Annotated in this window: 23 protein-coding genes and 2 pseudogenes; 19 read left to right on the top strand and 6 right to left on the bottom strand. The window is 71.7% G+C overall.

The window, feature by feature from the left end:
* Positions 1–25 precede the first annotated feature (25 nt).
* From ACWDVW_RS03710 to ACWDVW_RS03745, 8 genes are all read left to right on the top strand, one after another.
* Complete coding sequence (locus tag ACWDVW_RS03710; protein ID WP_449944378.1) at positions 26–1528, top strand: Na+/H+ antiporter subunit D; 1503 nt, start codon at positions 26–28, stop codon at positions 1526–1528.
* Positions 1525–2133 (top strand): Na+/H+ antiporter subunit E, encoded by a 609-nt coding sequence (locus tag ACWDVW_RS03715; protein WP_449944381.1) that lies wholly within the window; start codon positions 1525–1527, stop codon positions 2131–2133. The genes ACWDVW_RS03710 and ACWDVW_RS03715 overlap by 4 nt, the downstream gene beginning before the upstream one ends.
* Positions 2130–2393 (top strand): monovalent cation/H+ antiporter complex subunit F, encoded by a 264-nt coding sequence (locus ACWDVW_RS03720; protein WP_131053511.1) that lies wholly within the window; start codon positions 2130–2132, stop codon positions 2391–2393. Before ACWDVW_RS03715 ends, ACWDVW_RS03720 begins: the two co-directional genes overlap by 4 nt.
* Positions 2390–2812, top strand: coding sequence for a monovalent cation/H(+) antiporter subunit G (gene mnhG / locus ACWDVW_RS03725; RefSeq protein ID WP_449944384.1), 423 nt, complete (start codon positions 2390–2392; stop codon positions 2810–2812). The genes ACWDVW_RS03720 and mnhG overlap by 4 nt, the downstream gene beginning before the upstream one ends.
* Before the next feature lie 164 nt (positions 2813–2976).
* A complete protein-coding gene (locus tag ACWDVW_RS03730) occupies positions 2977–4530 on the top strand; it encodes a M20/M25/M40 family metallo-hydrolase (protein ID WP_449944387.1) in 1554 nt (517 codons plus the stop codon).
* 587 nt (positions 4531–5117) lie between these two features.
* A complete protein-coding gene (locus ACWDVW_RS03735; protein ID WP_449944390.1) occupies positions 5118–6467 on the top strand; it encodes a hemolysin family protein in 1350 nt (449 codons plus the stop codon).
* Entirely contained in the window at positions 6464–7531 is a 1068-nt protein-coding gene (locus tag ACWDVW_RS03740; protein ID WP_449944393.1) for a hemolysin family protein, read from the top strand. Before ACWDVW_RS03735 ends, ACWDVW_RS03740 begins: the two co-directional genes overlap by 4 nt.
* Before the next feature lie 11 nt (positions 7532–7542).
* Positions 7543–8472 carry a sporulation protein gene (locus ACWDVW_RS03745; RefSeq protein WP_449944395.1) on the top strand — a complete coding sequence of 310 codons (930 nt, stop codon included), beginning with the start codon at positions 7543–7545 and terminating at the stop codon, positions 8470–8472.
* A gap of 176 nt (positions 8473–8648) precedes the next feature.
* Here the strand turns inward: ACWDVW_RS03745 and leuE are convergent, their stop codons facing one another.
* Positions 8649–9311, bottom strand: coding sequence for a leucine efflux protein LeuE (gene leuE / locus ACWDVW_RS03750; protein WP_449944398.1), 663 nt, complete (start codon positions 9309–9311; stop codon positions 8649–8651).
* Positions 9308–10552: a bifunctional pyridoxamine 5'-phosphate oxidase family protein/GNAT family N-acetyltransferase gene (locus tag ACWDVW_RS03755; protein ID WP_449944401.1), complete on the bottom strand. Its 1245-nt coding sequence runs from the start codon at positions 10550–10552 to the stop codon at positions 9308–9310. The genes leuE and ACWDVW_RS03755 overlap by 4 nt, the downstream gene beginning before the upstream one ends.
* A gap of 34 nt (positions 10553–10586) precedes the next feature.
* Between ACWDVW_RS03755 and ACWDVW_RS03760 the strand changes: the two genes are divergently transcribed.
* The 11 genes and pseudogenes from ACWDVW_RS03760 (at position 10587) to rny (ending at position 20977) form a co-directional block, all read left to right on the top strand.
* Positions 10587–11927: an aminotransferase class I/II-fold pyridoxal phosphate-dependent enzyme gene (locus ACWDVW_RS03760; protein ID WP_449944403.1), complete on the top strand. Its 1341-nt coding sequence runs from the start codon at positions 10587–10589 to the stop codon at positions 11925–11927.
* Between the two features lie 82 nt (positions 11928–12009).
* Positions 12010–12711, top strand: a complete 702-nt coding sequence (locus ACWDVW_RS03765; protein ID WP_449944406.1) for a UdgX family uracil-DNA binding protein — start codon at positions 12010–12012, stop codon at positions 12709–12711.
* Positions 12712–12738: 27 nt separating this feature from the next.
* Positions 12739–13878 carry an acyl-CoA dehydrogenase family protein gene (locus ACWDVW_RS03770; RefSeq protein ID WP_449944409.1) on the top strand — a complete coding sequence of 380 codons (1140 nt, stop codon included), beginning with the start codon at positions 12739–12741 and terminating at the stop codon, positions 13876–13878.
* Between the two features lie 66 nt (positions 13879–13944).
* Positions 13945–15330: an MFS transporter gene (locus tag ACWDVW_RS03775; protein ID WP_449944412.1), complete on the top strand. Its 1386-nt coding sequence runs from the start codon at positions 13945–13947 to the stop codon at positions 15328–15330.
* A 5-nt stretch (positions 15331–15335) separates the two neighbouring features.
* On the top strand, positions 15336–15536 hold the full coding sequence (locus ACWDVW_RS03780) for a DUF3046 domain-containing protein (protein ID WP_449944415.1): 201 nt from the start codon (positions 15336–15338) through the stop codon (positions 15534–15536).
* Positions 15537–15721: 185 nt separating this feature from the next.
* Positions 15722–16573, top strand: a pseudogene (gene recA, locus ACWDVW_RS03785) (recombinase RecA); the annotation flags it as partial.
* 39 nt (positions 16574–16612) lie between these two features.
* A pseudogene (locus ACWDVW_RS03790) lies at positions 16613–17188 on the top strand (LAGLIDADG endonuclease); the annotation flags it as partial.
* 171 nt (positions 17189–17359) lie between these two features.
* On the top strand, positions 17360–17860 hold the full coding sequence (locus tag ACWDVW_RS03795) for a hypothetical protein (RefSeq protein WP_350694093.1): 501 nt from the start codon (positions 17360–17362) through the stop codon (positions 17858–17860).
* Positions 17861–17868: 8 nt separating this feature from the next.
* On the top strand, positions 17869–18618 hold the full coding sequence (locus tag ACWDVW_RS03800) for a regulatory protein RecX (RefSeq protein ID WP_449944418.1): 750 nt from the start codon (positions 17869–17871) through the stop codon (positions 18616–18618).
* Positions 18619–19073: 455 nt separating this feature from the next.
* The gene (locus ACWDVW_RS03805; protein WP_449944421.1) at positions 19074–19214 is read left to right on the top strand and encodes a hypothetical protein; all 141 of its coding nucleotides are present in this window, start codon (positions 19074–19076) and stop codon (positions 19212–19214) included.
* A complete protein-coding gene (gene rny, locus ACWDVW_RS03810; protein WP_449944424.1) occupies positions 19211–20977 on the top strand; it encodes a ribonuclease Y in 1767 nt (588 codons plus the stop codon). Before ACWDVW_RS03805 ends, rny begins: the two co-directional genes overlap by 4 nt.
* A 70-nt stretch (positions 20978–21047) precedes the next feature.
* Here the strand turns inward: rny and ACWDVW_RS03815 are convergent, their stop codons facing one another.
* The 4 genes from ACWDVW_RS03815 to ACWDVW_RS03830 form a co-directional block, all read right to left on the bottom strand.
* Positions 21048–22040 carry an amino acid ABC transporter permease gene (locus tag ACWDVW_RS03815; RefSeq protein ID WP_449944427.1) on the bottom strand — a complete coding sequence of 331 codons (993 nt, stop codon included), beginning with the start codon at positions 22038–22040 and terminating at the stop codon, positions 21048–21050.
* Positions 22037–22744, bottom strand: coding sequence for an amino acid ABC transporter permease (locus ACWDVW_RS03820; protein WP_350693854.1), 708 nt, complete (start codon positions 22742–22744; stop codon positions 22037–22039). The genes ACWDVW_RS03815 and ACWDVW_RS03820 overlap by 4 nt, the downstream gene beginning before the upstream one ends.
* A gap of 23 nt (positions 22745–22767) precedes the next feature.
* Entirely contained in the window at positions 22768–23646 is an 879-nt protein-coding gene (locus ACWDVW_RS03825; RefSeq protein WP_449944431.1) for a glutamate ABC transporter substrate-binding protein, read from the bottom strand.
* Positions 23647–23710: 64 nt separating this feature from the next.
* The gene (locus tag ACWDVW_RS03830; RefSeq protein WP_162854365.1) at positions 23711–24478 is read right to left on the bottom strand and encodes an amino acid ABC transporter ATP-binding protein; all 768 of its coding nucleotides are present in this window, start codon (positions 24476–24478) and stop codon (positions 23711–23713) included.
* Positions 24479–24605: the final 127 nt, after the last annotated feature.

Here is a 24605-nt window from a genome sequence, read left to right on the forward strand (position 1 = left end):
CGACCCGCCCGCGTCGGGGGCACCGATGACCGCCCTCGTGCCGTTGCCGGTGCTGCTGCCGTTGCTGGGCGCGGCACTGACCCTGCTGCTGGCGAAGTGGCCGGTGCCGCAGCGCATCGTCAGCGTGTTCTGCCTGGCCGCCACGCTGGTGGTGGCGGTGCTGCTGCTGGTGCACGCCTACCGGCACGGACCGCTGGTGGTGCAGATCGGGGCCTGGCCGGCACCGGTGGGCATCGTGCTGGTCGCCGACCAGTTGGCCGCGTTGATGCTGGTGGTCTCCTCGGCGGTGACCCTGTGCGTGCTGCTCTACTCGATCGGCCAGGGCCAGGCGGAGACCGGCGAGTCCGCGCCGCTGGCCATCTTCCACCCCACCTACCTGGTGTTGACCGCCGGCGTGACGAACGCCTTCCTCGCCGGGGACCTGTTCAACCTCTTCGTCGGCTTCGAGATGCTGCTCGCCGCCAGCTTCGTCCTGATCACGCTGAACGGCACCCGGCTGCGTATCCGCACCGGCTCGACGTACGTGGTGGTCAACGTCCTGGCCTCGATGATCTTCCTGATCTCGGTCGGCCTGGTGTACGCGGCCACCGGCACGCTCAACCTGGCCCACCTGGCGTCCCGCTTCGACGGGCTGCCCGAGGGAGTACGGCTCAGCCTGCAACTGATGCTGCTGCTGGCCTTCGGCATCAAGGCGGCGGTCTTCCCGCTGTCCGCCTGGCTGCCGGACAGCTACCCGACCGCCCCGGCCCCGGTCACCGCCGTCTTCGCGGGCCTGCTCACCAAGGTCGGCGTGTACGCGATCATCCGGACCCAGACCCTGCTCTTCCCCGGCGAGCAGGCCGACCGGGTGCTGATGGTGGTGGCCGGGCTGACCATGCTGGTCGGCATCCTCGGCGCGGTGGCCCAGTCGGACCTGAAACGACTGTTCTCGTTCACGCTGGTCAGCCACATCGGCTACATGATCTTCGGAGTGGGGCTCAGCACCGTCGCCGGGCTGGTCGGGGCCATCTTCTACGTGGTCCACCACATCACCATCCAGACCACGCTGTTCCTGGTCGCCGGCCTGATCGAACAACGCACCGGCAGCACCGACCTGCGTCGGCTCGGCGGACTCGCCCGGCTGACGCCCCTGCTCGCGGTGCTCTTCTTCGTCTCGGCGATGAACCTCGCCGGTATCCCGCCGTTCTCCGGGTTCCTCGGCAAGCTCGGGCTGCTCCAGGCCGGCGTGGCCGTCGGCGGCGCCCTGCCCTGGACGCTGGTGGCGGTGGGCACGCTGACCAGCCTGCTCACCCTGTACGTGGCCAGTCGGGTGTGGAACCTGGCCTTCTGGCGTTCGCCCTGCCAGACCGTCGAGTCGACCGCTCCGCTACCCGCGCTGACCGTCGGCGCCACCATCGCCCTGGTGGCCCTCGGGGTGTCCCTGACCGTGGTGGCGGGCCCGCTGTTCGACGTCACCACCGGCGCCGCCGTTGACCTGCGCGACCGGACCCCGTACATCCACGCCGTACTCCCGGACGGCCCGCCGTGACCGGGACCGACCTCGACGGCGGACCGGCCGACGGACCGGGTCGGGACGGACGCGGCCGGGCGGGCCGGTGGCGGGACCAGGCCATCGCGGTCGGCTGGCTGGTGTTGGTCTGGAACCTGCTCTGGGGCGAGTTCACCTGGGGCAACCTGCTGGGCGGGATCCTGGTCGGCGTGGCGGTGCTGGTGTTCTTCCCGCTCCCGCCGGTGACCTTCGCCGGGCGGCTCCGGCCCCGGGGCCTGCTGGTGTTCGCCGGCCGTTTCGTCGTCGAACTGGTCCGGGCCAGCCTGCACGTCGCCCGGATCGCGGTGCAGCCCGGGTACGTGCCCCGCTCGGCCATCGTGGCGGTGCGCCTGCGGGTCCGCACCGACCTCAACCTTGCCCTCACCGCCGAGGCGCTCTCGCTGGTGCCGGGCACGTTGATCGTGGACGTGGAACGGGCCAGCGCGACGCTCTACGTGCACGTGCTGGACGTACGCCGACGCAGCGACCTCGCCGACGCGCGCGAGCAGGTACGCGCCGTGGAACAGCGGATCATCGAGGCGGTGGGGTCGACGGCCGAGGTCCGCCGCCTGCGCGCCGACCCGGCCGACAAGGAGTCCCCGTGAACACCGTCCTCATCGTCGTACTCGCCGGTCTGCTGTCGGTGACCGCGCTGCTCGCCCTCGCCCGGCTCTATCGGGGACCGTCGCTGCTGGACCGGGTGATCGCCGCCGACATGCTGCTGGCCACCATGATCGGTGCGGTCGGCGCGGAGGCCGCGATCAACCGGCATGCCACCACGCTGCCGGTGCTGGTGGCGCTCGGCCTGCTCGGCTTCGTCGGCTCGGTGTCGATGGTCCGCTTCGCCGTCCGGGAGAAGCCGTGACGACCGCCTGGTCGGCTGGGGTGTCGGCGGCGAGCTGGCTGGACGGGGTGACGCCGGGAGCGGTCGCCGACTGGCTGGACGGGGTGACGCCCGGGGCCGTCGCCGACTGGCTGGGCGCGACCAGCCTGATCGCCGGGGCGTTGCTGAGCCTGGCCGCCGCGATCGGGGTGGTGCGCTTCCCGGACGCGCCGACCCGGATGCACGCGGCCACCAAACCGCAGGTGCTCGGCGTCCTGCTCCTGCTGCTGGGGGTGGGACTGCGGCTGCGGACCGTCTCCGACCTGGGGATGATCGCGTTGGTCGGGGTCTTCCAGTTGGCCACCGCGCCGGTCGCCGCGCAGATGATCGGCCGGGCGGCGTACCGCAGCGGACGGCTGGACCGGCAACTGCTGGAGGCCGACGATCTCGCCGACCGGTGACACGCCGGATTTCGGACGGAGCGATCAATCCGGCACCTTGCGTCTTGCCCGCCGGGGCGGCGCCCAGCAACCTCTCGCAATGACGGGCATCGATCAAGTGACCGTCCTCCGGCCACCCGTGCACCCACGGTCGGCCGGTGCTCGCCCCCGAACCGGGAGGATCCATGAGACCCCGCACCCTCCGTACCGTCGGGCTCGCCGCGGTCGTCGCCACCGCGACGGTCGCCGCGTCGGCCCTCGCGGGCGCGCCCGTGGCCGGCGCCGCGCCGATCACCGCCGCCGTCGCCGCACCCGACATCTCCCTGACGAACGTCAAGGGACACCTCAACCAGTTCCAGTCGATCGCGACCGCCAACGGCGGCAACCGGGCACACGGCCGACCCGGCTACCTCGCCTCGGTCAACTACGTCCGGGCCCAGCTCGACGCGGTCGGTTACACCACCGCGGTCCAGTCGTTCACCTACAACGGCGCCACCGGCTACAACCTGATCGCCGACTGGCCCGGCGGTGACCCCAACGCGGTCGTGATGACCGGGGCGCACCTGGACAGCACCACCGCAGGGCCCGGCATCAACGACAACGGCTCGGGCTCGGCGGCGATCCTGGAGGTGGCGCTCGCCGTCGCCCGGACCGGGTTCACGCCCGACCGGCACCTGCGGTTCGCCTGGTGGGGCGCGGAGGAGTTGGGGCTGCGCGGCTCGCAGTACTACGTCAACAACCTGCCCACCGCCGAGCGGAGCCGGATCAAGCAGTACCTGAACTTCGACATGGTCGGCTCGCCCAACGCCGGCTACTTCGTCTATGACGGGGACAACTCCGACGGGGTGGGCTCCGGCCCCGGCCCGGCCGGCTCGGCCCAGATCGAGCAGACCATCCAGGCCTACTTCACCTCGATCGGCGTACCGACCCGGGGCACCGACTTCGACGGACGCAGCGACTACGGCCCGTTCATCAGCGTGGGCATCCCGGCCGGCGGCACCTTCACCGGCGCCGAGGGCACCAAGTCCAGCGCCCAGGCGTCACTCTGGGGCGGCACCGCCGGGCAGGCCTTCGACCCCTGCTACCACCGGGCCTGCGACACGCTCACCAACATCAACGACACCGCGCTGGACCGCAACGCCGACGCCATCGCGTACACCGTCTGGACGCTGGCCCAGGTGGCGACCCCACCGCCCGGCACCACGGTCTACAGCGACACCTTCGAGACCGCCACCGGCTGGACCGTCAACCCGGCCGGTACGGACACCGCCACCGCCGGCCGGTGGGAGCGCGCGGATCCCGCCGCCACCAGTAGCTCCGGTGTCGCCACCCAGCTCGGCACCACGGTCAGCGGCAGCTTCGACCTGGTCACCGGCCCGCTCGCGGGCAGCAGCGCCGGGGACCACGACCTCGACGGGGGCGTCAGCACCGTCCAGTCCCCGACGATCACCCTGCCGTCCACCGGCACGCTGACGCTGTCGTTCTCCTGGTACCTGGCCCACCTGAACAACTCCAGCAGCGCCGACTACCTACGGGTACGCGTCGTCGGCAGCAGCACGGTCACCGCGCTCAGCGCCACCGGCGCGGCCACCAACCGGGCGGCGTCCTGGCAGAGCGGCAGCGCGGACATCTCGGCCCTGCGCGGACAGACCGTCCGAATCGTGATCGACGCCGCCGACGCCAGCACCGCCAGCCTGGTCGAGGCCGCCGTCGACGACGTCCGCATCGTGCAGAGCTGACCGCCCGGGTGTAAGGAAGGGCCCCCTGTTAACGCCTCCGGTATAGCAGGGGTCCCCTCCTAACATCCGCACAGCGGAAGCTCGATCCGGCTGACGCCCCGGGTGCCCTGGCCCGCCACATCGTCACCCCGGCTCACCGCGCCCATCGCCGCCTCACCGATCGGAAAGAGTGTGGCAGTGCAGCTGTTCGACACGCCGTGCGCACAGCAGCTGCACTGCCACACACACCAAGCGCCGCACGCCAAGCGCCGCACGCCGAGCGCCGCACGCCGAGCGCCGAGCGCCGCACGCCGAGCGCCGAGCGCCGCACGCCGGGCGCCGCACGCCGGGCGCCGCACGCCGGGCGCCGCACGCCGAGCGCCGCACGCCCAGCGCCGCACGCCGCACACGAGCGCTGCGTCGGGCGGGGCGGCCCGACGGCGGCGTGCCACGCGGTCGGGACAGTGCCTCCACAGCCCGCGAGCGGGGCGTCCCCGCCGGTAGAATGACGGGATGATCGACTCTTCTGCCCAGGAGGGCAGCAGTAGCCAGCCGGGTAAGCCCCGGCACCCACACGACCCGACGACCCCGGGAGCCCTGAGCCTCCCGTGTTGATCACCGTCGGTCTCGTACTGATCATCGTTCTGACCATCGCGACGGGCTACTTCGTCGCGCAGGAGTTCGGCTACGTCGCGGTCGACCGGGGCAAGCTCAAGCAGAGTGCCGACGAGGGCGACCCGGCATCCGTCCGCGCCCTGGAGGTCACCGGGCGGCTGTCGTTCATGCTCTCCGGCGCGCAGCTCGGCATCACCGTCACCACCCTGCTGGTCGGCTATCTCGCCGAGCCGTACCTCGGCGCGGGCCTGGCCGAGCTGCTCGGCGTCTCCGGCGTCTCGACCGCGGTCAGCCTGCCGCTGTCGGTGGCGCTGGCCCTGGTCATCGCGACCGTGGTGCAGATGGTGGTCGGGGAGTTGGCCCCCAAGAACCTGGCCATCGCCCGGCCCGAGCCGGTGGCCCGGGCGCTGTCCCGTTCCACCCTGGTCTACCTGGCCGTCGCCGGGCCGGTCATCAAGCTGTTCGACCGGGCCGCGGTACGCCTGCTGCGCCGGGTCGGCATCGAGCCGATCGAGGAGCTGCCCAGCGGCGCCACGCCGGAGGACCTGGAGCAGATCATCGCCGAGTCCCGGCAGGGCGGTCACCTCGACGCCGAGATGTCCGAGCTGTTGGACCGGGGGCTCGACTTCCGGCAACTGACCGCCGGCGAGGCCATGGTGCCCCGGGTCGACGTACACACCGTCCTGGCTCACGAGCCGATCAGCCGGGTGGTCGAGCTGCTCGACACCGGCCGGTCCCGTTTCCCGGTACGCGGCACCGAGGGCGTCGACGACCTGGTCGGCGTGATCGGCATCGCCGACGTGCTCGGGGTGCCGCCGGCGCGACGCGCCACCACCCCGGTCAGTACGGTCGCCGGTCCGCCGCTGCTCGTACCCGAGACGTTGCCGCTGCCCATCGTGCTGGACCGGCTCCGGTCCGGGCACCGGCAGCTCGCCTGCGTGGTCGACGAGTACGGCGGCTTCGCGGGCGTCATCACGTTGGAGGACATCGCCGAGGAACTGGTCGGCCCGATCCGTGACGAGGACGATCCGCCGGAGCGGGCCCCGGCGCGGCAGGAGGACGGCTCGTGGGTGGTGCCGGCACGCTGGCGCATCGACGAGGTCGCCGACAGCACCGGCATCGCCCTGCCCGAGGGTCCCGAGTACGACACCCTCTCCGGGCTGGTGATGCGGGAGCTGGGCCGGGTACCCGAGGTCGGTGACCGCCTGGAGATCAGCCTGCCGGCCGACGGTGAGCACGGGCCGGGGCCGCGTGCCCTGGTCGAGGTGCTCGCGGTGGACCGGCACGTGGCCGACTCGGTCCGGCTCCAAGTCGCCGACGGCCCCGAGGAGGTGGGCGTGTGAGCACCGGATTCGCGCTGATCACCTCGGTGGTCCTGCTGGCACTCAACGGGTTCTTCGTCGCGGCCGAGTTCGCCCTGGTGGCGAGCAAGCGGTACCGACTGGAGCAGGCGGCGGCAGGCGGCGGCCGGGCGGCGAAGGCCGCCCTCGACGGCGTACGCGAACTGTCGCTCATGCTGGCCGGCGCACAACTCGGCATCACCCTGTGCACGCTGGGCCTCGGTGCGCTGGCCGAGCCGGCGATCGAGCGGCTGTTGGCGCCGCTGCTGCACGCCGTCGGCCTGCCCTCCGGCGCCAGCCACGTGATCGCGCTGATCTTCGCGCTCAGCCTGGTCACCTTCCTGCACCTGGTGGTCGGCGAGATGGCGCCGAAGTCCTGGGCGATCACCCACCCGGAGCGGTCCGCGCTGCTGCTGGCCCTGCCGTTCCGGGCCTTCGCCCGGGTGGCCCGGCCGGTGCTGTCGGTGCTCAACGCGGTGGCCAACGCGATGCTGCGGCTGTTCAAGGTCAACCCGCAGGACCAGTTGGCCCAGGTGCACGGCCCGGACGAGTTGCGCATGCTGCTGGAGCAGTCGCACGAGCACGGGCTGCTCGGCGCCGCGCAGCACGAGCTGCTGACCAGCATGCTCCAGTTGCAGGCGACCACGGTGGCGCAGGTGATGGAGCCCTTCGACCGGATGGTGACGGTTCGTCGGGAGGACCCGGTGGACCGGATCGAGCAGGTCAGCCGGGACAGCGGTCGGTCCCGGCTGGCGGTCCTGGACGCGGCCGGTGACGTCTGCGGCCTGGTGCACGTACGGGAGGCGGTGCGTGCCACCGCCGTCCGGCCGGACGCCCGGGCGGTGGACCTGATGAACGAGGCGATCACCCTGCCCGGCACGGCCACCGTGACCGAGGCGGTGGCCGTGATGCGGGCCCGCCGCTCGCAGCTCGCGCTGGTCCGCAACGGCGGTGGTCCGGCCCGGCCGGTCGGCTTCGTCGCCCTGGAGGACCTGCTGGAGGAGGTCATCGGGGAGTTCGACGACGAGACCGATCCGATCCCACGTGCGGTACGCCGCCTGAGGTAGGAGCGACACGGATGCGGCTGACGGGGGTGTCACCGGAGTCGGGCGGTACGGGCCTGACGGTGCAGACCGCGCTGGCCAATCCGAGCACCCGCCCCGGCCTACGCCTGCCGGGGCGGGTGAACCTGATCGCCGGTGCGGTCGACGTACCGGTCCTGCACGTCCGGCTCGGCCTGGTCAGCTCGGTCGAGCCGGACGATCCGGAGGCCCCTCGGCGGCTGGTGCAGTTCCACCAGGCACAGGTGGCCGACGCGCTGGTGCTGCGGGCGGGGCGGGCGCGGTCGATCCCGTTCGAGTTCCCGCTGCCGTGGGAGACGCCGGTGACCACCTACGGCGGGGTGCCGCTGCTCAGCCTGCGGATGGGTCTGCGTACCGAGGTGGCGCTCGACCCGGCGCTGGACCAGGGCGCGATGGTGCCGGTCTTCGTCCACCCGCTGCCCACCCAGCAGCACGTCCTGGCCGCGCTGGACACGCTGGGGTTCAGCGTGCGCCAGTCGGGGCTGGTCGACGGGCGGCTGCCCGGGGTGGAGCAGACCCTGCCGTTGCACCAGCGGTGGGGTTTCTGGGTCGGGCCGCTCTACGCCGGGCCGATCACCGAGTTGGAGGTGATCTTCGTGGCCAACTCCGCCGGCCTCGAGGTGATCCTCTGGTGCGACCGTCGGCTGGCGCTGGCCGGGATCACCCACACCAGCATCAGCCGGTTCCGTATCTGGCATGCCGACGCCGATCAGCGCGACTGGATCTCCGTCGTGGACGGTTGGCTGCGTCAGACGATCAATCGGCACGCGGCAGCGGCCGCACAGGCCGACTGGTCGGCCACCATCACCGAGTCCGCCCACGTCAGTCGCCGGCCCGACCGGCCGATCGCCCCCGGTTTCGGCCTGGGCGGCACGGCCGGCGGCGCGGGTGTCGGTGGCGGTGGAGGCGGCGGCGACGGCACCTGACGCTCGCATACGCTCCTGGGTTGCGGCGCCCTGCGCCCATCGGTGTTAGGAGGGGTCCCCTGCTATACCTCAGGCGTTAGCAGGGGACCCCTCCTTTCACAAAAACCCGCACCCCGCACAAGCCGCACCCCGCACAAGCCGCACCCCGCACAAGCCGCACCCCGCACCCGCGTCACTCAGCCCTGCGCGAGCTTGAAGCCGAAGCCGAGGAACAGCGCGCCCACGGCGGTGGTCGCACCGGCCGACAGGCGGCGACGCCTGCGGAACTGGGTGGCCAGGAACGTGCCCGCGAAGATCAGCGCGGTCAGGTACAGCAGGCTGGTCACCTGCGCGATCAGGCCGAGCAGCAGGAAGGACAGCGCCGGCCAGGCATACGTGGGGTCGACGAACTGGATGAAGAACGAGACGAAGAACAGGATCGCCTTCGGGTTGAGCAGGCTGATCATCATGGCCTTGCGGAACGGACTGCGCATCTCCGCCGGCTTCGCGGCGTCGATCAGCCGCGGCGTGTCCGGGTCGTTGCGGTCGCGCCAGCGCCGCCAGGCGCCGCGCAGCATGGTCACCCCGACATAGGCCAGGTACGCGGCACCCGCGTACTTGATCACGAGGAAGACCGGCGGGTACGCCTTGAGCAGCGACGCCACCCCGGCGGCGGAGAGGACCATGAGCACCGCGTCGCCGACGAGCACCCCGCCCGCGGCCCGGTACCCGGTGCCCACCCCGCGCCGGGCGGCGATGGAGAGGACGAAGAGCGAGTTCGGTCCGGGCAGCAGGATGATGGCGACCGTGCCCAGCACGTACGTCCAGATGTCGGTGATCCCCAGCACGCTCGACATCATCCGGCCGCGCCGGCCCCCGAGAGAAGCCTTTCCCGCAGGCTGACCTGTGCGTTCGGCCACTCGTCGGCGGTCATCGAGTACTGCACGGTGTCCCGCCACGAGCCGTCCGGCCGCTGCCGGTGCTTGCGCAGCACGCCTTCCCGGGCGGCGCCGAGCCGTTCGATGGCCCGCTGCGAGCGCTCGTTGCGGATGTCGGTGTGCCAGACCACCCGGATCGCGCCGAGGTCGTCGAAGGCGCGGCCGAGCAGCAGCAGCTTCGCCTCGGTGTTGATCCCGGTACGCCACCAGGGCCGCCCGAGGTACGTGTAGCCGATGGCCAGCGACCGCCGGTCGTCGTCGATCTCGTAGTACGAGGTGGAGCCGACGACGGCCCCGGTCACCGCGCACCGTTGCGCCCAGGCGACCCGCTCGCCACGGTGCTGGGCGGCCAGCGCCGTGGCGATCTCGTCGCGCAGCGCCTCCGGGTCGGCCGGCTGGGGGACGCCCAGGTGCCGCCAGACCTCCGGGTCGACGGTGGCCGCGTACAGCTCGTCGGTGTGCGACAGGTCCAGCGGTTCCAGCCGGACGTGCGCGCCGCGCAGCTCGGCCGGTTCGTGCCAGGGCGTGCCGGCCGGTCGCAGGTACGCCGGCACCGGCGCGGTGACTCCGGCGTCGGGTTGCGGCGGCCCGGCGGTCAACCGCAGCGGCACCACCCCGGCCCAGTAGGGCAGCGTCAGGTCCTCGGGTTCGTCGCGGACGCCGCCGGTGCGCGTGCGGACGGAGACCTCGCGTAGCGGCAGGGCCAGCAGGGCGGTCTCGGCCAGCTCCCGCCGGCTCGGCGGGCGGCTCTGCGCGGCGCGGCCGGTGCCGATCTTCTCCATCAGGGCGGTGAAGACCTCGGCCCGCAGGTCGGTGTCGGTGACCAGGTGGGCGGTGCCGTGCGCGATCACCGAGCGGTAGTTGGCGCTGTGGTGGAACTGCGACCGGGCATAGACCAGGCCGTCCAGCAGGGTGACCGCCACGCACACCGGCAGGCCGTCGCCACGGGCGGCGAGCAGCGGCCGGCTGCCGGTGGAGCCGTGCAGATAGAGGGTGTCGCCGACGCGGACGTGCAGGGTGGGCAGGACGCGGGGCTCACCGTCAGCGGTGAAGGCGAGCGCGCAGTGGTACGCCTCGTCGAGCACCGCGTGCGCGGCGTCGCGGTCGTAGCTCATCCGCTCCCGGGAGCGACTGGCGGTGGTGCGGGGGGTCGGCGAGTACATGCTCCCACCTTTGTTCTAGTACAATCTCTTGTTTGTGTCAGCACGCTATCAGGTGACCGGTGCGACGGCCGCCGAGATCTCGGCCAGCATCGAATCGGGCATCCGCCATGCCGCCCTCGTCCCCGGCGACCCGTTGCCGCCGGTCCGCACGCTCGCCGCAGACCTGGCGGTCAGCCCGGCCACCGTCTCCCGCGCCTACGCCGACCTGCGCCGACGCGGCCTGGTCGCCACCGCCGGCCGACACGGCACCCGGGTACGCCCCCGCCCGCCGGTGGCCGCCCGCCGCGCCGCGCTGCGTCCACCTCCCGCCCCCGGGCTGCGCGACCTGTCCGCCGGGCAGCCCGACACCCGGCTGCTGCCCCCGCTCGGCCCGCACCTGGCCCGGCTGGCCGAATCCACCGGCACGCCGGTCGGCTACCCCGACGTCGGCGTGCTGCCGGAGGTCGCCGAGGCGGCCCGGGCGCGACTGGTCGCCGACGGGGTACCCCCGGCCGAGGTGACCCTCACCGGCGGCGCGCTGGACGGCATCGAGCGCCTGCTCGGCGCGCACCTGCGCCCCGGAGACGCGGTCGCGGTGGAGGACCCGGGCTGGGCCAGCCTGCTGGATCTGATCGCCGCGCTCGGGATGCGGCCGATCGGCGTACCGGTCGACGACGACGGGCCGATGGTCGCCGGGGTGGCCGCCGCGCTCGCCGCCGGAGCGCGGGCGCTGGTGGTGACCAGCCGGGCGCAGAACCCCACCGGCGCGGCCGTCTCCGCCGACCGGGCCGCCGCGCTGCGCGCCCTGCTCGCCGAGTACGCCGACCTGCTGCTGATCGAGGACGACCACGCCGCCGAACTGGCCCGGGTGCCGCTGCACCCGCTGGCCGGCGCGACCGCCAGTTGGGCCTTCCTCCGCTCGGTGAGCAAACCGTTCGGTCCCGACCTGCGGCTGGCCGTGCTGGCCGGGGACGAGACCACGGTGGCCCGGGTGGCCGGGCGGGCCCGGGTTGGTGCCGGCTGGGTCTCCACCGTGCTGCAACGACTGGTGCTCTCGCTCTGGCAGGACCCGGCGGTGGCCGCCTCCGTCGCGCGGGCCGCCGACAGCTACGAACGGCGGCGCGACGGGCTGATCACCGCACTCGCCGCCCGGGGCCTGCCCGCCCACGGACGTAGCGGCATCAACGTGTGGCTGCCGGTGGCCGACGAGACCCTCGCCGCGACCCTGCTGCGCGACGCCGGCTGGCTGGCCGCCCCGGGCGCGCTCTACCGCATCGCCGGCCCGCCCGCGCTGCGGATCACCGTCAGCCCGCTGGACGAGGCGGACCTGCCGGCACTGGCCGACGCGCTGGCCCGCGCCGCCCGCCCCGCCCCACCCGCCGGATTCAGCGCCTGATCGAGACGTCCGGGACCTGCCCTACGGTCGAACTGCCGGCCTCGTTCGCGTGGCCCGCGCCACACCGGGTAGAACAGTCGACATGTCCGACACCGACACCGCGCCCGGCGCCCAACGGTTCATCCCGCCGCAGGCCGACACGCTCGACGACCTGCGCGCCGCCGCAGCCGGCTGCCGGGGCTGCGAGCTGTACCGGGACGCCTCGCAGACCGTCTTCGGTCGGGGCGACGCCCACGCCCGGGTGGTCTTCGTCGGGGAGCAGCCCGGCGACCTGGAGGACCAGAAGGGACTGCCGTTCGTCGGTCCGGCGGGCCGACTGCTCCGCAAGGCGGTCGACGACGCGAAGCTGGACCCTCGACAGATCTATCTCACGAACGCGGTCAAACACTTCCGCTTCGAGATGCGCGGCAAGCGGCGCATCCACCAGACGCCGGACCGGGTGCACATCACCGCCTGTCGGCCCTGGCTGGTCGCCGAGTTCGCCCGGCTGCACCCGGAGATCGTGGTGGTGCTCGGGGCGACCGCCGCGAAGGCGCTGCTCGGCCCGACGTTCCGGGTCACCCGCCAGCGTGGCGAACTGCTGCCCTGGCCGGCCGCCGCCCAGCACCCCGAGGACTTCCGGCGGGTCCCGGTGGACAGCGTCGGGCACACCGCCGACGCTCCCGCCGCCCGGCTGCTGGCCACCATCCACCCGTCGGCGGTGCTGCGCGCCGACAACCAGGACGTCGCCTACGACGGGCTCGTCGCCGACCTCACCGTGGCCGCTCGCGCACTCACCCGTTGACCGTCCGGCGGTGCCACACTTGCCGCCATGCGGCAGCATCTCTACGAACGCGACCACGACGAGTTCCGTGAGCTGTGCCGGGCCTTCCTGGCCCGGGAGGCGGTGCCGCACCACGACCGGTGGGAGGCGGACGGGATCGTCGACCGGGAGGTCTGGCGCAAGGCCGGAGCGGCCGGGCTGCTGGGCACCGACGTGGACGAGGCGTACGGCGGTGGCGGTCAGCGCGACTTCCGGTACAACGCGGTCCTGGTCGAGGAGATCGTCGCCGCCGGGTGTTCCGGGCTCGGCTTCGGCCTGCACAACGACGTGGTGGCGCCGTACCTCACCGACCTGACCAGCGACGAGCAGCGGCAGCGCTGGCTGCCCCGGTTCTGCTCCGGCGACCTGGTCACCGCCATCGCCATGAGCGAGCCGGGCGCCGGCTCCGACCTGGCCGGCGTCCGCACCACGGCGGTACGCGACGGCGACTCGTACGTGCTCGACGGGCAGAAGACGTTCGTCACCAACGGCGAACTGGCCGACCTGGTGATCGTGGTGGCCCGGACGGCCGACGAGGGCGCGCACGGGCTGAGCCTGCTCGCGGTCCAGGCCGGTACCCCCGGCTTCACCCGGGGCCGACGACTGGCCAAGGTCGGTCTCAGGGCCAACGACACCGCCGAGCTGTTCTTCGACGCCTGTCGGGTGCCGGTGGCGAACCTGATCGGCAGTGAGAACCAGGGCTTCTACCACCTGATGGCCAACCTGCCCCGGGAGCGGCTGAGCATCGCGGTCGCCGCGGTCGCCGCCGCCGAACGGTTGCTCGCGATCACGCTCGACCACGCCCGCACCCGGGAGGCGTTCGGCCGTCCGATCGGGCGGTTCCAGCACAACCGGTTCGTCCTGGCGGAGCTGGACACCGAGGTCACCATCGCGCGGACCTTCGTCAACCACTGCGTCGCCGAGTTCGGTGCCGGCCGACTGACGGTGGCCGACGCGGCGAAGGCCAAGTGGTGGACCACCGAGTTGCAGAACAGGGTCGCCGACCGGTGCGTGCAACTGCACGGCGGCTACGGCTTCATGCTGGAGTACCCGGTGGCCCGGGCCTGGCTGGACAGCCGGGTGCAGACCATCTACGGCGGCACCACCGAGATCATGAAGGAGATCATCGGGCGTGAGCTGGGGCTGTGACGACGCCCGGGCGATCGCCGTCGTAGGGTGCGTCAGGATCGGCACCCCTCACCGAGGAGTGGTTCGTTGGCCACCGACCTGAGCACACCGACGACGGCACCCGTCGACGTCGCGTCGCTCCAGCGGCGCACCCTGCGCCTGCTCTGCAGCACCCAGGTGCTCGGCGGGATCGGGGTGACCATCGGCTTCGCCGTCGGGGCGCTGCTCGTCGCCGAGATCGCCGGCACCGCCGCGGCCGGTCTGGCGCAGAGCGCCGCCGTGGTCGGCGGTGCGCTGCTGGCCGTACCGATCACCCGGATCATCACCGGGCACGGCCGTCGGCCGGGCCTGGCCGTCGCGTACGGCGTCGGCGCGCTGGGCGGGACGCTGATCGTGGTGGCCGCGGCGACCCGCTGGATCCCGCTGCTCTTCCTCGGCATGCTGCTGTTCGGCGGCGGGTCCGCGGCCAACCTCCAGGCCCGTTATGCCGCCGTCGACCTGGCCGCGCCGGCCCGCCGCGCCCGGCACCTGTCCCTGGTCGTCTGGGCCACCACCGTCGGCGCGGTGGCCGCCCCGAACTTCGCCGCGCTGGCCGACCGCGTCACCGGTGGCTGGGGGCTGCCGGCGCTGTCCGGCCCGTTCGCGTTCAGCGCCGTCGCGTTCGTGCTCGCCGCCGGCGTACTCCTGGTGCGGTTGCGGCCCGACCCGCTGCTGACCGCGCGCCGTCTCGCGGCGGCCGTCCCCGACGGTCCCGGTAAGGTCGGTCCCGAGGCGGCCGGTGCGCGGTCCACCCCCGCGCCGCCGCCCGGTGACCCGGTGACGGCCGAGCCCGTGCCCGTGCCGGCGCCGTCGGCCCGGCGCGGCGCGGGGATGCGCGCCGCCTGGTCGGTGGTACGCGCCCGCCCGGCCGCCCGACTCGGCGTGGCCGCCGTGGCCGTCGGTCACCTGGTGATGGTGGCCGTGATGGCGATGACCCCGGTGCACCTGCGCGAGTTCCACCCGGTGGACGAGGTGCTGCCGGTGGTGGGGCTGGTGCTGAGCCTGCACATCGCCGGCATGTACGCGCTCGCGCCGGTGGTCGGCTGGCTCGCCGACCGGCTGGGCCGCCGCGCGGTGATCCTCGGCGGGGTCGGCACGCTGCTGGCCGCCTGCGCGGTCGCCGGCACCGCCGGGCACCACACCGCCCGGCTGGTCGTCGGACTGGTGCTGCTCGGGCTCGGCTGGTCGGCGACCATGGTGGCCGGTTCCACGCTGCTGTCGGAGTCCGTGCCGGACGCGGTACGCCCCAGCGCCCAGGGCCTGTCCGACCTGCTCATGGGGCTGGCCGGTGCGCTGGCCGGCGCGATCAGCGGGTTTGTCGTGCAGGTGTCGGGATATCCCGTGCTGACCCTGCTGGCGGCGGTCGCGGTGGCCCCCCTGCTGGCGCTAGCGTTGCGGCCGGTGCCGGTGGGCGCACCGGACGAGGAGGACTGATCGACGTGCGGCTGACCGACTTCTGGACGCGGCTGGAGGAGGCGTTCGGCCCCGGGTACGCGGCCAGCATCGCCCGTGACCAGGTGCTGGCGCAGCTCGACGGGCGGACCATCGAGCAGGCGCTCGCGGCCGGGGCCCAGACGCACGTGGTGTGGCGGGCGGTGGTCGCCGCCTATCCCGACCGGGTGCCCACCCGACTACGCTGAGCAGCCGATTCGTTACTTCCGCGTGTCCCTTGCCGACTCGTACACCTGTTCGGCTATTGTCCACAGCGGGGTGCTCGTCCACAGACCACGGCCCGTCGGCTGGTTTTCTGTCGGACCCAGCGCCTAGCGTGTCCCGCGTGACGCGAAGCTCAGGAAAGACGCCGGCGAAGGCAGGGGTGGCAACGATGGCGGCAGGGCCGGACCGGGAGAAGGCACTCGACCTTGCTCTCGCTCAGATCGATAAACAGTTCGGCAAGGGCTCGGTGATGCGGCTGGGGGAGCGGCCGATCATCCAGACCGCGGTGATCACCACCGGCTCCATCGCTCTCGACGTCGCGCTCGGCGTGGGCGGCCTGCCCCGGGGCCGGGTCGTCGAGGTCTACGGCCCGGAGAGCAGCGGTAAGACCACGGTCGCCCTGCACGCGGTGGCCAACGCCCAGCGGGCCGGCGGCATCGCCGCGTTCATCGACGCCGAGCACGCGCTCGACCCGGAGTACGCCAAGGCCCTCGGCGTCGACACCGACGCCCTGCTGGTCTCCCAGCCGGACACCGGCGAGCAGGCGCTGGAGATCGTGGACATGCTGGTCCGCTCCGGCGCCATCGACATCATCGTGATCGACTCGGTCGCCGCGCTGGTGCCGCGCGCCGAGATCGAGGGCGAGATGGGCGACAGCCACGTGGGTCTGCAGGCCCGGCTGATGAGCCAGGCGCTGCGGAAGATCACCGGTGTGCTCAACAACACCGGCACCACCGCGATCTTCATCAACCAGCTCCGCGAGAAGATCGGCGTCATGTTCGGGTGCATGTCGTACTCGACCCGGGTCACCCTGGCCGACGGCACCCAGGAGAAGATCGGCAAGATCGTCAACCAGCGGATGGACGTCGAGGTCCTCTCCTACGACCCGGAGACCGACCGGGTCGAGCCGAAGCGGATCGTCAACTGGTTCAACAACGGTCCGGCCGAACAGTTCCTCCAGTTCACCGTCGCCAAGTCCGGCGGCAACGGCCGGGCGCAGTTCGCCGCCACCGCCAACCACCTGATCCGCACCCCCGGTGGCTGGCGCGAGGCGGGCGAGGTGATCGCCGGTGACCGGGTGATGTTGGCCGAGGCGCGGCGCCTCAGTGAGCAGCAGTGGCAGGTGGTGCTCGGTTCGCTGATGGGCGACGGTGCCCTCTCACCGAACCGCCGGGACCGCTCCGGTGTTCGTTTCCGCCTTGGTCACGGTGCGCAGCAGGTCGACTACCTCGACTGGAAGGTCTCGCTGCTCGGCAACATCGGGCACTCCCGGCACACCGACTCCCGAGGCGCGGCCTTCGTCGACTTCACTCCGCTGCCGGAGCTGGACGAGCTGCGGCAGGCCGTCTACCTGGGTGACGGCAAGAAGCACCTGAGCTGGGACTACCTCAAGGCGTTGACCCCGCTCGCCCTCGCGGTGTGGTACATGGACGACGGCTGCTTCACGGTCCGGTCCAAGGGCATGCAGGAGCGCACGGCCGGCGGCTCCGGCCGGATCGAGATCTGCGTCGAGGCGATGGCGGAGGGCAGCCGCGATCGGATGGTCGAGCACCTGCGTGACGCGTACGGCATGGACGTGAAGCTGGTCTCCCGTGGGGCGCGGCAGACGGCGTCGATCATCTTCACCACCGAGTCGTCGGCGAGGTTCCAGGAGCTGGTCGCTCCGTACGTGCCGGTGGCGATGGAGTCGAAGCTGCTGCCGGGGTTCCGTGGCCGGTACGCCGTCGAGCCGCAGTTCGTCACGGCGGAGCTCACGCCGGTCCCCGCGCGGGTCATCGACGTGCGGGTCAAGCCGAAGACCCGCTCCATGAACCGGTTCGACATCGAGGTGGAGGGCAACCACAACTACTTCGTCGACGGGGTCATGGTGCACAACAGTCCCGAGACGACGACGGGTGGTCGGGCGCTGAAGTTCTACGCCTCGGTCCGGCTCGACGTGCGCCGCATCGAGAGCCTCAAGGACGGCACCGACGTGGTCGGTAACCGTACCCGGGTCAAGGTCGTGAAGAACAAGGTCGCCGCGCCGTTCAAGCAGGCCGAGTTCGACATCATGTACGGCAAGGGCATCTCCCGCGAGGGGTCGCTGATCGACGTCGGCGTCGAGCAGGCGATCATCCGCAAGTCCGGCGCCTGGTACACGTACGACGGTGACCAGCTCGGCCAGGGCAAGGAGAAGGCCCGCGAGTTCCTCCGGGAGAACCCGGACGTGGCCGCCGAGATCGAGAAGAAGATCCTGGAGAAGCTCGGCGTCGGGGCCGGCGCGGGCGATGCCGCCGGTGGCCCGGAGCTGCCGCCGGTCGACTTCTGATCTGACTCATGGCAGGACGACGCGCGCGTACGGGGCGAGGCTGGGATGCCAGTCCGCCTCGTACGGCCGACGGCACCCCACGTCCACGCCGGGGTCGCCGCGCCGCCGGTGACGAGTCCGGCCCGACCTCCGGTCCGCTCGACGACGAGACGGGCTCCGGCACGCCGTCGGGCGACGGAACGGCGGGTGGCCGAGGAGCAACCCCACCCCGCGACGAGTCCGAGGTGGCTCGGGAGATCTGCCTGCGGCAGCTCGCGGTGCGTCCGCGCACCCGTGCCGAGCTGGCCACCGCGCTCGCCCGACGGGGCATCTCCGAGGAGACCGCCGTCGGAGTACTCGACCGGTACGACGAGGTCGGCATCATCGACGACGCCGCGTTCGCCCGGGCCTGGGTGAGCAGCCGGCACGCCGGCCGTGGGTTGGCCCGCCGGGCGCTCGCCAACGAGCTGCGCCGCCGCGGCGTGGACGGCGACACCGCCAGCGAGGCGCTCGGTGAGTTGGACGAGACCACCGAGGCGGAGACCGCGCGGGCCCTGGTCGAGCGGAAGCTGCGCACCGCCCGGGGCGAGCCGGACGCGGTGTTCCGACGGCTGGTCGGCATGTTGGCCCGCAAGGGCTATCCACCGGGTGTGGCGATCCGGGCGGTGAAGGACGCCCTGGCGGCGCAGAGTGCCGAGGCGGCCGAGTTCGCCGAGCGGCTCGACGCGGACGCCCTGATCGACGCCGAGGGGGACGCGGCGGGCGGTCCGGGCGACTGACCGCAGGTTCGGCCGGTCATCGGCGGCGTTTGTCCGTTGAAGTCCGACTCTTTCGTGGCTCAGGGTGACTGTGCAACTTCTCTCCGTCTGGGTGGTTTGATCATGACTTCTTGACCGGAGGGCGTTGGAGTCCTAGCCTCGCCATAAAGGCTCACATTGCCCGACCGGCGCAGGCTAAGCGCACAACATAGATCTCGTAACGGAACAGCATCACTTTGGCCGGATTCACCGGCTGCATACGTCGACCGCGGACAGGCCGGTCCGGGTCGACGGGACAACTGCACCCGGCCCGCCGACGGTCTCAGCGACCGTCGGCGGAGGAAGCCATCCCACGGCCAGGCGCTCCGGTCGGGCGTCCAGAGCCGTAGGAGCGTGCCCACCGGCATGCTGCTGCGGCGCGACGTTCAGGGGAGGCGCGCCATGTCGAGGCGGTATGGGTCCATCGGGTGGCCGGCATGAGCGGGGGAACGGGCGTACCCGCCGAGGCGGGTGCGGGGGCCACCGACGACGGTGAGCAGAGTTCGGGGTCGTCAGGAGAGCAGCCGACGCGCCGCATCGCGGCGACCGGTGACGCAGCCTGGGGGGCCGCCGGATGAGGGGCCTGGACGTGGTGCTCCTGGTCGCCGTCCTGCTGCTGACCGCGGTGGTGCTCGGCGCGGCCTTCCTCGGGCTGCGGGTGCTGCGCGGCATGCAGTCACGTCCGGCACCGGAGGATCCCGCGTACATCGCGGAGAAGGACCGTCAGGAGCAGTCGCTGGCGGCGTTGCGGACCGCCGCCGACGAGGTGAACAGCACCATCGACGTGGCCAAGTCGGCGGCGTCCGCGGCGCGCGCCGAGGCGGCGGGGGCCAAGGCGGAGGCGAAGTCGGCCCGCGCGGAAGCCCGCCGGGTGCTCGACGACGCCCGGGCCGAGGCGGACGCCGTGCTGGAGCGGGCGCACAAGCAGGCCGAGGCGGACGCCGAGCAGTTGCGCACGGCGGCCCGGCGCAGCGGTGAGCGGGAGGTGGCGGTGCTCGCCGCGACCACCCGGGAACAGGCCGCCGAGGTCGAGCGGCGGGCCACCCGGATGGACGAGCGGGAGCGGCTGCACACCGAGGAGGTGGAACGGCTCGCCGAGCGGGAGCGCCAGCTCACCGCCGCGAGTGCGGCGTTGGCGACCCGGGAGGCGGCGCTGGCCGCCCGGGAGGCGGAACTGGCCGAGGCGGAGAACCAGCGGCGGCGGGAGTTGGAGCGGGTGGCCGGACTGACCGCCGACGCGGCCCGGACCGAGCTGGTCGAGGCGATCGAGACCCAGGCCAAGCGGGAGGCCGCGCTGCTGGTGCGGGACATCGAGTCCGACGCCCGCTCCACGGCCGAGCAGCGGGCCCGGCACATCGTGGTCGACGCGATCCAACGGGTGGCCAGCGAACAGACCGCGGAGAGCGTGGTCAGCGTGCTGCACCTGCCGGGCGACGAGATGAAGGGTCGGATCATCGGTCGGGAGGGCCGCAACATCCGGGCCTTCGAGTCGGTCACCGGCGTCAACCTGATCATCGACGACACCCCCGAGGCGGTGCTGCTGTCCTGCTTCGACCCGGTACGCCGGGAGGTGGGCCGGCTGACGCTGGAGAAGCTGGTGCTCGACGGCCGGATCCACCCGCACCGGATCGAGGAGGTGCACGACCTGGCCCGCCAGGAGGTGGACCAGCTCTGCCGGCGGGCAGCCGAGGACGCCCTGGTCGAGGTCGGGATCACCGACATCCACGACGAGCTGGTCACGCTGCTCGGACGGCTGCGCTACCGCACCTCGTACGGGCAGAACGTGCTCAAGCACCTGGTGGAGACCGCGCACATCGCCGGGGTGATGGCCGCCGAGCTGCGTCTGGACGTGCCGCTGATCAAGCGGTCGGCGTTCCTGCACGACATCGGCAAGGCGCTCACCCACGAGGTGGAGGGCAGCCACGCCATCATCGGCGCCGACGTGGCCCGCAAGTACGGCGAGAGCGAGGACGTGGTGCACGCCATCGAGGCGCACCACAACGAGGTGCCGCCGCAGACCGTCGAGGCGGTGCTCACCCAGGCGTCCGACGCCTGTTCCGGGGGACGGCCGGGGGCCCGGCGGGAGAGCCTGGAGGCGTACGTGAAGCGGCTGGAGCGGATCGAGGAGATCGCCGCCGGCAAGCACGGCGTGGAGAAGGTCTTCGCGATGCAGGCGGGCCGCGAGATCCGGGTGATGGTCAAGCCGGACGACGTCGACGACATCGGCGCGGCGGTGCTGGCCCGTGACGTGGCCAAGCAGGTCGAGGAGGAGTTGACCTACCCGGGACAGATCCGGGTGACGGTGGTACGCGAGTCCCGGGTCACCGAGATCGCCCGCTGACGCCGATGGCCGGTCGGTGGCTTCTCGCCTCCGACCGGCCATCCGGTTCGTGCGGTGCTCCTGATCGGGGTCAGGTGGCCGTGCCGGCGACCGCCACGTCCTGGCCGAGGCCCGGCTCTGCCCGGCTCGGGGTCGCGTCATCCTTCGGCGTGTTCTTGATCGCCCGACGGCCCCGAGCGAGACGCCGCTGGGCGTACTCGGCGAGCTTCGACAGCAGGTAGTTGACGGCGATGTAGATGACGCCGACGACGAAGTACACCTGGATCGGGTTGTCCAGCACCTGGATGATGAAGCTGCTCTTCCGGAGCACCTCCTCGTAGCTGATGATGAAGCCCAGCGAGGTGTCCTTGAAGACCACGACGAGCTGGCTGATCAGCGCCGGGAGCATGATCCGGAACGCCTGCGGCAGCAGGATCATCCGGGTCGCCTGGAACGAGGTCAGACCGATCGCGTCGGCCGCCTCGCGCTGGCCGCCGGGCAGGCCCTCCATGCCGGAGCGGAGGATCTCACCGATGACCACACCGTTGTAGATGGTCAGGCCGATCACCAGGTACCACAGGATGCTGCCCAGGTCCACGCCGAGCACCGGCAGGCCGCTGGCGCAGAAGAAGATCGTGATGACGACCGGCAGTCCCCGGAACACCTCGACGAAGAACTTGGTCACGCCGTTGAGCACCCAGCTCAGCCCGCGTACGGCCAGGGCCACCGGCGGCGCCAGGGTGGTGAAGCGGCGGCGCATCAGCGCCTTGAGCTGCACCCGCAGGATGGCGAGCAGGGTGCCGAAGACCAGCGAGCTGACGATGGCGAGCGCGGCGGCGATCAGGGTCGCCCGGAAGCCCTGGCCGAGCTGGGTCCACACCTGGCCGAAGACCTCGTTGCTCGGGTCGATCAGCGGTCCCCACTTCTCCATCGCGAACTGCTCGCGCTCGTCGAGCGGCCGGTAGACGAGGAAGTAGGCACCGGCGACGGCCGCGACGGCGGCGAGCACGCTGGAGATGATCGTGATCCGGCGGGCGCGCGGACCCGGAGCGTCGTAGAGGACGGACATCGTCTGGTTGCTCATCGGGCCACCGCCTGCCGGCGCTCGATCCGGTCCAGCATCAGGCCGAGGGGGACCGTGAGGATCAGGTAGCCCAGGCTGATGCCGATGAAGACGGGGATGATCGGCAGGCCGCCCACGCTGGTGAGCGCCTGGCCGCTGGCGGAGAGGTCTCCGGCGACGCCGAAGAAGCCGGCCAGCGCCGAATTCTTGATCATGGCGATCAGCACGCTGCCGAGCGGCACGATCGCTCCTTTCCATGCCTGGGGCAGGACGACGAAGCGCAGGTTCTGCGTGAAGGTCAGTCCGATGGCCCTAGCCGCCTCGGCCTGGCCGCTCGACACACCGTTGACACCGCTGCGGACCGCCTCGGCCACGAAGGCGGCCGTGTAGACGCTCAGCGCGATGAACGCGAACCGGAAGTACGGGAGGTCGGTCCCGAGGCGCTGGAAGATCGAGTCCAGCCCCGGGATCCGGAGGAAGTCGGCGTTGGACCCGAGTGCCGGGAGACCGAACGCGGCGAAGAACATGACGATCGTGAGTGGACAGTTGCGCAGCACCGTGACATACGTTCCGCCGAGCCACCGCAGTGGAGGCACCGGCGAGATCCGCATGACGGCCACGAGGACGCCGAGGATCAACGCCCCCGTGGCCGAAAGGATGCAGAGCTGAAGAGTGACAAAGAATCCACTGCGAAAGACGTCGAAGTTGTCGACGAGGACGTTCACGAAATCACCCTTCAGCTAAGGGATCAGTAGCGGTTGACGGTCGGGGTCTTCGGGTCGGCCGAGTCGACCTTGCCCGCGGTGTTCTTCCAGGCCTCCAGGTAACGGCCGTCGGTGAAGGACGCCTCGAGGGTGTCGTTCAGGAAGGTGCGGAAGTCGTTGTCGCCCTTCTTGAGGCCGATGCCGTACGGCTCCTCGGTGAAGGTCTCACCGGCGAGCTTGAACTGGCCCTCGTTCTGCGACATGTAGCCGGTCAGGATCACGTTGTCCGTGGTGATCGCGTCCACCTGGCCGCCCTTGAGGGCGTCGAGGCACTTGGTGTACACGTCGAAGACGACGAGCTGCTCGGCGATGTTGCTCAGGTACGGCTCGATGTTCTTGGCCGGGGTCGAACCCTGCACCGAGCAGACCTTCTTGGTGGTGGTCTTGAACGAGTCGGGGCCGGTGATCTCGCTCTCGTCGGCCCGGACCAGGATCGTCTGGCCGGCGATGTAGTACGGCCCGGCGAAGTCGATCCGCTCCTTGCGGGTGTCGTTGATCGTGTAGGTCGCGATCACCAGGTCGACCGCCGACTCCTCGATCCGCTGCTCGCGGACCGCGGACGGGGTCTCGACCCACTCGATCTTGCTCTCCGGGATGCCCAGCTCGGCGGCGATGACCTTGCCGATCTCGACGTCGAAGCCCTGCGGGTCGCCGTCGAGGCCCTTGAGGCCGAACAGCGGCTGGTCGAACTTGGTGCCGATCTTGATGGCCTGGGCCTTGTTGAGGCGCTCCATCGTGCTGCCGGCGGCGAAGTCCTTGGTCTCGCCGGTGGCGGCGTCGTCGGCGTCGTCCCCGCCACAGGCGGTCATGCCGAGGGCGAGGGTGGCTGCCGCGGCAACCGCCGCTATGCGCTTAATACGCATTTTTCATCTCCTTCTGCGACAAAGCTCCACCGCCGGGGGGACGGCGTGCTCGTATTCGGTCGGACTAGTGAGTGAGGATCTTGGAGAGGAAGTCCTTGGCCCGGTCGGTCTTCGGGCTGGCGAAGAACTCGTTCGGGGTGGACTCCTCGACGAGCTTGCCGTCGGCCATGAAGATGACCCGGTTGGCGGCGTGCCGGGCGAAGCCCATCTCGTGGGTCACCACGACCATGGTCATGCCGTCGCGGGCCAGCGAGGTCATCACCTCCAGCACCTCGCCGACCATCTCCGGGTCGAGTGCGCTGGTGGGCTCGTCGAAGAGCATCGCCTTGGGCTGCATGGCCAGCGCCCGGGCGATCGCGACGCGCTGCTGCTGACCGCCGGAGAGCTGGGCCGGGTACTTGTCGGCCTGGTTGGCGATGCCCACCCGGTCGAGCAGGGCCAGACCCCGCTCGCGGGCCGCCGCCGGCTTCTCCTTGCGCACCTTGACCGGGCCGAGGGTGACGTTCTCGAGGATCGTCTTGTGCGCGAAGAGGTTGAAGGACTGGAACACCATCCCGACCTCGCTGCGCAGCTTCGCCAGGGCCTTGCCCTCGGCCGGCAGCGTCTGGCCGTCGAACGTGATGGTGCCGGAGTTGATCGGTTCGAGTCGGTTGATCGTGCGGCACAGGGTCGACTTGCCGGAGCCGGACGGGCCGATCACCACGACCACCTCACCCCGGTTCACCGACACCGAGACGTCGTCCAGTACATGCAACGGCCCGAACCACTTGTTGACCGAGTCCAGCACGATGAGCGGTTCGCCCGTCGTCACGTCGTCCACCGTCCCCCTCATTGCTTTGAGGGCCGGATGACCCTCGGTTAGCGGCCACTGTAGGCGGGGCGACATGTCGGTAGACAACTCAGTTGGTCACGGAGCGGTAACACCGATCCGGATCCTGACCTGAAGTCCGAAATTGCCG

This window comes from Micromonospora sp. NPDC003241 (assembly GCF_053589795.1).

What these genes read in the sequence shown, in the direction of transcription:
- ACWDVW_RS03710 (WP_449944378.1), top strand. Translation starts at nt 26, where the DNA reads ATGACCGCCCTCGTGCCGTTGCCGGTGCTGCTGCCGTTGCTGGGCGCG.
- ACWDVW_RS03730 (WP_449944387.1), top strand. Translation starts at nt 2,977, where the DNA reads ATGAGACCCCGCACCCTCCGTACCGTCGGGCTCGCCGCGGTCGTCGCC.
- ACWDVW_RS03745 (WP_449944395.1), top strand. Translation starts at nt 7,543, where the DNA reads ATGCGGCTGACGGGGGTGTCACCGGAGTCGGGCGGTACGGGCCTGACG.
- leuE (WP_449944398.1), bottom strand. Translation starts at nt 9,311, where the DNA reads ATGATGTCGAGCGTGCTGGGGATCACCGACATCTGGACGTACGTGCTG.
- ACWDVW_RS03755 (WP_449944401.1), bottom strand. Translation starts at nt 10,552, where the DNA reads ATGTACTCGCCGACCCCCCGCACCACCGCCAGTCGCTCCCGGGAGCGG.
- ACWDVW_RS03765 (WP_449944406.1), top strand. Translation starts at nt 12,010, where the DNA reads ATGTCCGACACCGACACCGCGCCCGGCGCCCAACGGTTCATCCCGCCG.
- ACWDVW_RS03770 (WP_449944409.1), top strand. Translation starts at nt 12,739, where the DNA reads ATGCGGCAGCATCTCTACGAACGCGACCACGACGAGTTCCGTGAGCTG.
- ACWDVW_RS03795 (WP_350694093.1), top strand. Translation starts at nt 17,360, where the DNA reads ATGAACCGGTTCGACATCGAGGTGGAGGGCAACCACAACTACTTCGTC.
- ACWDVW_RS03800 (WP_449944418.1), top strand. Translation starts at nt 17,869, where the DNA reads ATGGCAGGACGACGCGCGCGTACGGGGCGAGGCTGGGATGCCAGTCCG.
- ACWDVW_RS03805 (WP_449944421.1), top strand. Translation starts at nt 19,074, where the DNA reads ATGAGCGGGGGAACGGGCGTACCCGCCGAGGCGGGTGCGGGGGCCACC.
- rny (WP_449944424.1), top strand. Translation starts at nt 19,211, where the DNA reads ATGAGGGGCCTGGACGTGGTGCTCCTGGTCGCCGTCCTGCTGCTGACC.
- ACWDVW_RS03815 (WP_449944427.1), bottom strand. Translation starts at nt 22,040, where the DNA reads ATGAGCAACCAGACGATGTCCGTCCTCTACGACGCTCCGGGTCCGCGC.
- ACWDVW_RS03825 (WP_449944431.1), bottom strand. Translation starts at nt 23,646, where the DNA reads ATGCGTATTAAGCGCATAGCGGCGGTTGCCGCGGCAGCCACCCTCGCC.
- ACWDVW_RS03830 (WP_162854365.1), bottom strand. Translation starts at nt 24,478, where the DNA reads ATGAGGGGGACGGTGGACGACGTGACGACGGGCGAACCGCTCATCGTG.